Below are 8,675 nucleotides of genomic sequence, written 5' to 3' on the forward strand. Positions count from 1 at the left end.
CTTGACCCGGCTCACCGTGACCGACTCGACGGCCGCCCCCCCGGGGCCCCCCGCGGCGGGCGGGGCCCCCCCCCCCGGCGCGGCCGGCGGGGGGGGGGGCCGGCCGGGCCCGCGGTGGCGCCGCCTAGAGCGGGGTGACGTAGGCCCCGGCGATGCCGCCGTCCACGAGGAATTCGGCCGCGTTGACGAAGGAGGCGTCGTCGCTGGCGAGGAAGGCGACGGCGGCGGCGATCTCCTCGGGCTCGGCGAACCGGCCCACCGGTACGTGCACCAGCCGGCGGGCGGCCCGCTCCGGGTCCTTGGCGAACAACTCCTTCAGCAGCGGCGTGTTCACCGGGCCCGGGCAGAGCGCGTTGACCCGGATGCCCTCCCTGGCGAACTGCACGCCGAGTTCGCGGGACATCGCCAGCACGCCGCCCTTGGACGCGGTGTAGCTGATCTGCGAGGTGGCCGCGCCCATGACGGCCACGAAGGAGGCGGTGTTGATGATGGAGCCCTTGCCCTGGCGCTGCATGTACGGCAGCGCGGCCTTGCAGCACAGGTAGACGGAGGTGAGGTTGACCTCCTGGACGCGCTGCCAGGCGGCCAGCCCGGTGGTGAGGATGGAGTCGTCGTCGGGCGGTGAGATGCCCGCGTTGTTGAAGGCGATGTCGACCGAGCCGTAGGTGTCGTACGCGGTCTTGAAGGCGGCCTGTACCTGTTCCTCGTCGGTCACGTCCACCCGGACGAACACCCCGCCGACCTCGTCGGCCGCGGCCCTGCCGGTCGCCTCGTCGATGTCGGCGCAGACCACGCGGGCGCCCTCGGACGCCAGCCGGCGGGCGGTGGCGAGGCCGATGCCGCTGCCGGCGCCGGTGATCACGGCCGTACGGTCCACCAGCCGCCGACAGCCGGCGGCGCCCGGCGCGGCGGCGAGAGCGGAGGCGGAGGTGGGTTCGGGGGCGGGAGCGGAGGCGGAGGTGGCTGCGGGCACGGGGGCGGTCGGGCCGGTGGGGGAAGCCAGGCTCGTTGAACCCGTCTGGTCGGGGCGTTCCGTCACGTCAGTGCTCCTCGGTGGCGATGAAGACGTTCTTGGTCTCGGTGAAGGCTTCGAGCGCCGCGGGGCCGAGTTCGCGGCCGAGTCCGGAGCGCTTGAAGCCGCCGAAGGGGGTCGCGTAGCGGACGCTGCTGTGCGAGTTGACTGCGAGGTTGCCGGCGGCGACGGAACGGGCGACGCGGACCGCGCGGCCCACGTCACGGGTCCACACCGAGCCGGCGAGGCCGTAGTCGGTGGCGTTGGCGAGCCGTACCGCCTCCGCCTCGTCGGCGAACGGCAGCACCACGGCGACCGGCCCGAAGACCTCTTCGGTGGCGACCGGGCTGTCCGGGGCGGCCTCCAGGACGGTCGCCGGGTACCAGAAGCCCTTGCCGGTGGGGGCCGTGCCGCGGATGGCTGCGGGCGCGTCCTCGGGGACGTAGGACCGTACGCGCTCGCGCTGTGCCGCGGAGATGAGCGGGCCCATGGCGGTCGCGGGGTCGGCCGGGTCGCCCACCGTGAAGGCGTGCACGGCCGGTTCGAGCAGGGTGAGGAAGCGGTCGTAGACGGAGCGCTGGACCAGGATGCGGGTGCGGGCGCAGCAGTCCTGGCCGGCGTTGTCCAGGAAGGCGGCCGGGGCGCTGGCGGCAGCGGCCTCGATGTCGGCGTCGGCGAAGACGATGTTGGGGCTCTTGCCGCCGAGTTCCAGGGTGACCCGCTTCACCTGCGCGGCGCAGCGGGCCATGATCTGCTGGCCGACCCGGGTGGAACCGGTGAAGACCACCTTGGCCACGCCCGGGTGGTCCACCAGGGCCGTGCCCACCACGGGACCCGCACCCGGCAGCACCTGGAACAGGCCGGGTGGCAGCCCCGCTTCGAGCCCCAGTTCGGCCAGTCTGAGCGCGCTGAGCGGGGTGGTCTCGGCGGGCTTGAGGAGTACGGCGTTGCCGGCGGCGAGGGCGGGGGCCAGGCCCCAGGCGGCGATCGGCAGCGGGAAGTTCCACGGGGCGATGACGGCCACCACGCCGAGCGGTTCGGCGAAGGTGACGTCGATGCCGCCGGCGACCGGGATCTGACTGCCGATCAGCCGCTCGACGCCGCCGGCCGCGTACTCCAGCAGGTCACGGGCGTTGCCGGCCTCCCAGCGGGCGTTGCCGATCGGGTGCCCGGCCTCGCGCACCTCGATCGCGGCCAACTCCTCGACGTGCTGGTCGACGACGGCGGCGAAGGCCCGCAGCGCCCTGGCCCGGTCGGCGGGGGCGCGGCCGGCCCACTCCCGCTGGGCCGCGGCGGCCCGGGCGACGGCCCGGCCGGCGTCCTCCGCAGTGGTGGCCGCGACGGTGGCGATGACCTCCTCGGTGGCCGGATTGAGCACCTGGTGCTCGGTCGGGGGTGCGGCCTGGGGCACGGGTGGGCTCCTCACGTGGGTGGTGTGCGTCGGGGAGGGGGCCTGGTGGCGGGGTGCGGGTCGCTGGGTGCGGGTCGCTGGGTGCGGGCGGCTGGGTGCGGGCGGCTGGGTGCGGGTGGCGCGCGCCCGACACTTCACGCATCGCCCAGCTCACGCCCCGCCCCACACATCGCACGCCTCACGCGTCCCACGTCCCACACGCATCACATGCGTTCGAAGGAGCGGTAGCGCTCCCAGTCGGTCACGGCGGTGTCGTACGCCTCCTGTTCGACGTGGGCCATCCGCAGGTAGTGCTCCACCACCTCGTCCCCGAAGGCGGTGCGGGCCAGGGTGCTGGTGGCCCAGCGGTCGGCGGCCTCGCGCAGTGTCGCCGGCACCCGCTCGGCGTCGCTGGCGTACGCGTTGCCGGTGCACGGCTCGGGGAGTTCGAGTTGTTCGTCGATGCCGTGCAGACCGGCGGCGACCATGCCGGCGACGGCGAGGTAGGGGTTGACGTCGCCGCCCGGCAGCCGGTTCTCCAGCCGGTGTCCCAGCCCGCGCCCGACCACGCGCAGCGCGCAGGAGCGGTTGTCCGGGCCCCAGGCGACGGCGGTGGGCGCGAAGGAGCCCGGGCGGAACCGCTTGTAGGAGTTGATGTTGGGCGCGTACAGCAGGGTGAACTCGCCGAGCGCGGCGAGTTGGCCGGCCAGGAAGTGCCGCATGGTGCGCGACATGCCGTGCGGGCCCGTGTCGTCGGCGAACACGGGCCGGCCGGCCGCGTCGCGCAGCGAGAGGTGGATGTGGCAGGAGTTGCCCTCGCGCTCGTCGTACTTGGCCATGAAGGTGAGGGCACTGCCCTGTTGGGCGGCGATCTCCTTGGCGCCGGTCTTGTAGAGGGCGTGCTGGTCGCAGGTGGTGAGCGCCTCGTCGTAGCGGAAGGCGATCTCGTGCTGGCCGAGGTTGCACTCGCCCTTGGCCGACTCGACGGTGAGCCCGGCGCCGGCCATCTCGGTGCGGATGCGGCGCAGCAGCGGTTCGATGCGGGCGGTGCCGAGCACGGAGTAGTCCGCGTTGTACTGGTTGGCCGGGGTCAGCCCGCGGTAGCCGGCGTCCCAGGCGTGCTCGTAGCTGTCCCGGAAGACCATGAACTCCAGCTCGGTGCCGACGTGGGCGCGCCAGCCGCGGGCGGCGAGCCGGTCCAGTTGGCCGCGCAGCACCTGGCGCGGCGAGGCGACCACCGGGCTGCCGTCGTGCCAGCTCAGATCGGCGGTGAGCAGGGCGGTGCCGGGCTGCCAGGGGATGCGGCGCAGCGTGCTCGGGTCGCCGTGCAGCGCGAAGTCGCCGTAGCCGTTGTCCCAGGAGGACATGGCGTACCCGCCGACGGTGTTCATCTCCACATCGACGGCGAGCAAGTAGGCGCAGCCCTCCGCGCCGTGTTCGAGGACCTGGTCGAGGAAGAACGGGGCGGCGAACCGCTTGCCCTGGAGCCGGCCCTGCATGTCGGTGAAGGCCAGCACGACGGTGTCGATCTCGCCGGCGGCGACCAGGGCGCGTAATTCCTCGACCGGCAGCGGGGGCGTGCGTTCTGCCACGGACGGGCCTCCTGTCGATCTGACTGGAGGTCTTAAGGTAGGCCGGCGGACCATTGGTTGGGAAGGAGCCGCGACGGGGGGTGGGGCCGGTGGACACCGACGGGGGCGCCCGGCGGCGCGGGCCCGCGCGATCGGCCCAGCTCGCCGCCGTACTGCGGCCGGTACGGGCCGGCAACGGCTTCGAAGAGGCGCTGGAACAGATACTCCAGGTGGTGCGACTCGGCCTGGTCCCGCCCGGCGAACGACTGCCGGCGGAGCGGGAGTTGGCCGATCTGCTACGGATCAGCCGGGTCACGCTGCGCGAAGTCCTGAAGGTCCTGAAGGACCAGGGTCTGGTGGAGAGCAGGCGCGGCCGGTACGGGGGCACATTCGTACGGGCCAGGCCGGCGGCGGGGCTCGCGGCGGGGCCGGCGGCCGACGCGCGGCGGGAGTTGCGGCGCCGGGTGGCGGTGGCTGGCCTGGCTGGTCTGGCCGATCTGGAAGACGCGCTGCGCTTCCGTGAGGTGCTGGACGTCGGCGCGGCCGGGCTGTGCGCCGAGGCCGGCCTCGGCCCGGAGCACGCCGGACAGGTGCGCGCGGCGCTGGCCGCCACCCGCGATGCCGCGCCCGCCGACTACCGCCGCCAGGACACGCTCTTCCACCTCACGCTGGCCCGCCTCGCCGGCTCCCGCTCACTGGCCGAGCAGTACGCGGCGGCCCGCGCCCGGGTGAACGAACTCCTGGACTGTGTACCGCTGTTGGTGCGCAACCTGGAGCACTCGCAGGCCCAGCACGCGGCGCTCGCCGATGCGGTGCTCGCGGGCGATGCGGACCGCGCCCGTACGGTGATGCGGGAGCACTGCGCGGGCACGGCGGCCCTGGTGCGCGGGTTTCTGGCCTAGCGGGCGGATGTTCGACCCCCGCCGGGGGCTTGCGCCGTCCCGGGCCGAGCGACAAAGGTGTGCCACCGCACCTTTCTCCACCCGCCAGCGCGCCACTCCCCCGCCCCGCCCCACGACCGCGCGTCCGCACCCACCCGCCGTGCACCGCACCTGAGCACCGCACCTGAGCATCCCCGGGCCGCACGCCGCCGCGCACCGGTCCGTGGCCACCCCTCATTGAACCCGGCCGGTCATCGGCGGCCCGGCCGGCCCCGGCTGGACTGCTCGATTCTTCGTCCTTCCCCTTCGGCAGGCGGGAGCGCCCATGACCGACGGACCCGAACCGACCCGTACCCCGGCGGGCGACGAACCCGGGCGAGACCGGGGCGAGCCCCCGTCTCGGGGGCCGGCCACCCGCCGGGCGACCGGTGACACGGCCGACGATCCGGCCGACAAGGCGACCGACAAAACGACCGACAGGACCGCCACCGGGGCCATCGGCGAAACCCCCGACGGAACCTCCGACGACCAGCGCTACCTGGAGCGCCGCACCCTGCGCCGCGGCACCGCGGGCCCGGTCCTGCTCACCGGGCTCGGCGTCGCCTACGTCGTCTCCGGTGACTTCTCCGGCTGGAACGCGGGGCTCACCGAAGGCGGCTTCGGCGGCCTGGCCGTCGCCGCCGCGCGGATGGGGCTGATGTACACCTGCCTGGTCTTCTCGCTGGCCGAGTTGGCGGCCGTGCTGCCCACGGCCGGCGGCGGCTACGGCTTCGCCCGGCGCGCCCTCGGCACCTGGGGCGGGTTCCTGACCGGCACCGCGATCCTCATCGAGTACGTGCTGGCGCCGGCCGCGATCTCGCTGTTCATCGGCGACTACGTGGAGTCCCTCGGCCTGTTCGGCCTGGAGACGGGCTGGCCGGTCTACCTGGCCTGCTTCGTGCTGTTCACCGGCATCCACCTGTGGGGCGTGGGCGAGGCGCTGCGGTTCAGCCTGGTGGTGACCGCCATCGCGGTGGCCGCGCTGATCGTCTTCGCGTGCGCGGCGGCCACCGAGTTCTCCGCCGACGCGCTGCACGACATCCCGGCCGACCACGACGCCTTCGGCGCCAGTTCCTGGCTGCCCTTCGGCGTCCTCGGCATCTGGGCCGCCTTCCCGTTCGGCATGTGGTTCTTCCTCGGCGTGGAGGGGGTGCCGCTGGCGGCCGAGGAGACCCGGGACCCGGCCAGGGTGCTGCCCCGCGCGATGGCCCTCTCGCTGGGCATCCTGCTGCTCCTCGCCCTGGTCACCTTGGTCACCGCGCCCGGGGCCCGCGGCGCCGGGCCCATCGCCGACGGCGGCGACCCGCTGGTGCGGGCGCTGCAACCGGACGGCGAGCCCACCACGGCCAGCAGGATCGTCAACTACGCGGGCCTGGCCGGCCTCGTCGCCTCCTTCTTCTCGCTCATCTACGCCGGCTCCCGGCAGCTCTTCGCCCTCTCCCGGGCCGGCTACCTGCCCCGCGCACTGTCCCTGACCAACCACCGCAAGGCGCCCTACCTGGGGCTCCTGGTCCCCGGGGCGCTCGGTTTCACCCTGGCGGCGGCGAGCGGCGACGGGGCGCGGATGCTCAACGTGGCGGTGTTCGGCGCGACCATCTCCTACGCCCTGATGGCCCTCTCGCACCTGGTGCTGCGGCGCCGCGAACCCCATCTGCACCGCCCGTACCGCACCCCCGGCGGAGTGCTGACCTCCGCGCTGGCGCTGGTGCTCGCCTGTTCGGCGCTGGTGGCGACGTTCCTGGTGGACCGGGTTGCGGCGGTGATCGCCCTCGGCGTGTACTGCGTGGCGCTGGCCTACTTCGCCTGCTACAGCAGACACCGACTGGTGGCGTCCGCGCCCGAGGAGGAGTTCGCGGCCCTCGCGGCGGCGGAGGCCGAATTGACCCGCGACTGATCTGGAGGCGTCCATGGCCAAGCCGGTCATCGGCATCAGCACCTATCTGGAGGACGCCGCGCAGTGGCGCGAGTGGCGGTTGCCGGCCGCGCTGCTGCCGGTCGGCTACCACCAACTGGTGCAGCGGGCGGGCGGCCTGGCCGTGCTGCTGCCGCCCGACCCGGCGCCAGACGCCGCCCGGCAGGCCGTCGCCCGCATCGACGGCCTGGTCATCGCGGGCGGCCCGGACGTCGACCCGGCGCGGTACGGGGCGGCGCCGCACCCCGAGACGGGCCCGCCGGCCCGTGCCAGGGACGCCTGGGAACTGGCCCTGCTCGGCGCCGCTTCGGAGGCCGGCCTGCCGCTGCTCGGGATCTGCCGGGGCATGCAGTTGCTGAACGTGGCGCACGGCGGCACGCTCCTCCAGCACCTGCCCGAAGCGGTGGGCCACGGCGGCCACGGCGGTCCGCCCGGCACCTTCGCCCGGCACCGGGTCACCCCCGTACCCGGCACGCACACCGCCCGCGTACTGCCGGCGCCGCTGTCCGTGCCGACCTACCACCACCAGGCCGTGGACCGGATCGGCACCGGTCTGACCGCATCGGCCCACGCGACCGACGGCACGGTGGAGGCTCTGGAGTTCACCGCGCCCGGCCCGTTCGCGCTGGCCGTCCAGTGGCATCCGGAGGCGGCCGACGACACCCGGCTGATGCGCGCCTTGGTGACGGCGGCGGCCGGGCGGGAGGCTCCGGCCGGCTCGTAGGGTCCCTCTGGCCCCGGCAGTCCGGGCAGCCCGTGCAGTCGGGGCGGTTGTGTGGTTCACGCGGATCTCAGATGTCGCGCTGGCCATGCCGGGCACGAGCACCCGGTCCGCTCGGTACGCGCCGCCCTCGCCGGAGCCCAGCCCCATGCCGAGGGCCCGGCCCCCGGCCAAGGGGTCCGGCCCCTCACGCCGCCGCGCCGCTCCCCCGCCGGGTCAGGCCCAGCAGGTCGCGGGCCGGGCCTGCGGGGCGGGCGCCGACGGGCCAGACCGCGCGGAGCTCGCGGCGCAGGTCGGCGCCGTCCACCGCGACCTCCACCAGCCGGTGCGCCGACAACTCGTCACCGACGGCGAGTTCGCTCAGTACGGCCGGGCCCGCGCCGCTGACCGCCGCGGACTTCACCGCGGTGGTGGAGGCCAGTTCGAGCAGCGGCTCGGCCAGCCCGCCGTGCGGGTGCAGGGCCGTGTCCAGCACCTGCCGGGTGCCCGAGCCGTGCTCGCGCAGGATCAGCGGGGCCGCCGCGAGCTCGGCCGCCGGCACCGGGCCGCGCCGGCGCGCCCACCGGTGCCCGGGTGCCGTCACCACCACCAGCCGGTCCCGGCCGATGACCGCCCCGTCGAGGCCGGGCGGCGCCGCCACCCCCTCCACGAAGCCCAGGTCGGCCTCGCCGTCCCGCAGCCGGCGCGCCACCTCCGTCGAGTTGCCGGCGAACAGCGAGACCGCCGTGCCCGGCCGGCTCGCCCGCAGCGCGATCAGCCAGCCCGGCAACAGGTACTCGGCGATGGTCATGCTCGCGGCGACGCGCAGCCGAGAGTCCCGGCGGTCACGCAGCGCGAGCGCGCCCACGTCGAACGCCTCGGCCGCCTCCACGATCCGCCGCGCCCACTCGGTCACCAGCGTTCCGGCGTCGGTCAGCCGCGAGCCGCGCGGCGAGCGTTCCACCAGCGTGACGCCCAACTGTCGCTCCATGGACCTGATCCGGCCGCTCGCCGCGGGCTGGCTGATGCCGAGCTCCCGGGCGGCCCGCCCCAGGCTGCCCAGCCGGGCGACGGCGAGCAGCAGCTCCAGCGCGCCGAGGTCGGGCACCCGCCCGTGGCGGCCGCGCCCCGCGTCCACGCGCGGGCGCTTAGACACCAATGACGCAGCCG

General features: G+C 74.9%; 7 protein-coding genes. 3 read left to right on the top strand and 4 right to left on the bottom strand.

Going from position 1 to position 8,675, the window contains the following annotated elements:
• Window positions 1–124 precede the first annotated feature (124 nt).
• The 3 genes from AAHZ94_RS22755 to AAHZ94_RS22765 form a co-directional block, all read right to left on the bottom strand.
• Window positions 125–880: a 3-oxoacyl-ACP reductase gene (locus AAHZ94_RS22755; RefSeq protein ID WP_349994841.1), complete on the bottom strand. Its 756-nt coding sequence runs from the start codon at window positions 878–880 to the stop codon at window positions 125–127.
• A 160-nt stretch (window positions 881–1,040) separates the two neighbouring features.
• Window positions 1,041–2,423, bottom strand: a complete 1,383-nt coding sequence (locus tag AAHZ94_RS22760) for an aldehyde dehydrogenase family protein (protein WP_349994836.1) — start codon at window positions 2,421–2,423, stop codon at window positions 1,041–1,043.
• A 203-nt stretch (window positions 2,424–2,626) separates the two neighbouring features.
• Window positions 2,627–3,994, bottom strand: a complete 1,368-nt coding sequence (locus AAHZ94_RS22765) for a glutamine synthetase family protein (RefSeq protein ID WP_349994837.1) — start codon at window positions 3,992–3,994, stop codon at window positions 2,627–2,629.
• A gap of 89 nt (window positions 3,995–4,083) precedes the next feature.
• On the opposite strand from AAHZ94_RS22765, the gene AAHZ94_RS22770 reads away from it, so the two are divergent.
• The 3 genes from AAHZ94_RS22770 to AAHZ94_RS22780 all read left to right on the top strand — a co-directional run bounded on the left by AAHZ94_RS22770 (window position 4,084) and on the right by AAHZ94_RS22780 (window position 7,529).
• Window positions 4,084–4,875, top strand: a complete 792-nt coding sequence (locus AAHZ94_RS22770; RefSeq protein ID WP_349994838.1) for a FadR/GntR family transcriptional regulator — start codon at window positions 4,084–4,086, stop codon at window positions 4,873–4,875.
• Between the two features lie 304 nt (window positions 4,876–5,179).
• On the top strand, window positions 5,180–6,787 hold the full coding sequence (gene eat, locus AAHZ94_RS22775; RefSeq protein WP_349994839.1) for an ethanolamine permease: 1,608 nt from the start codon (window positions 5,180–5,182) through the stop codon (window positions 6,785–6,787).
• 13 nt (window positions 6,788–6,800) lie between these two features.
• On the top strand, window positions 6,801–7,529 hold the full coding sequence (locus tag AAHZ94_RS22780; RefSeq protein WP_349994840.1) for a gamma-glutamyl-gamma-aminobutyrate hydrolase family protein: 729 nt from the start codon (window positions 6,801–6,803) through the stop codon (window positions 7,527–7,529).
• Between the two features lie 184 nt (window positions 7,530–7,713).
• Here the strand turns inward: AAHZ94_RS22780 and AAHZ94_RS22785 are convergent, their stop codons facing one another.
• Window positions 7,714–8,643, bottom strand: coding sequence for a LysR family transcriptional regulator (locus tag AAHZ94_RS22785; RefSeq protein ID WP_349994842.1), 930 nt, complete (start codon window positions 8,641–8,643; stop codon window positions 7,714–7,716).
• Window positions 8,644–8,675 lie beyond the last annotated feature (32 nt).

Origin of the sequence: Streptomyces sp. HSW2009 (genome assembly GCF_040240285.1) — a bacterium.
Classification (GTDB): domain Bacteria; phylum Actinomycetota; class Actinomycetes; order Streptomycetales; family Streptomycetaceae; genus Streptomyces.

Bases quoted from the DNA above. Each gene is read 5' to 3' on its own strand.
- AAHZ94_RS22780 (WP_349994840.1), top strand. From the start codon at position 6,801: ATGGCCAAGCCGGTCATCGGCATCAGCACCTATCTGGAGGACGCCGCG.
- eat (WP_349994839.1), top strand. From the start codon at position 5,180: ATGACCGACGGACCCGAACCGACCCGTACCCCGGCGGGCGACGAACCC.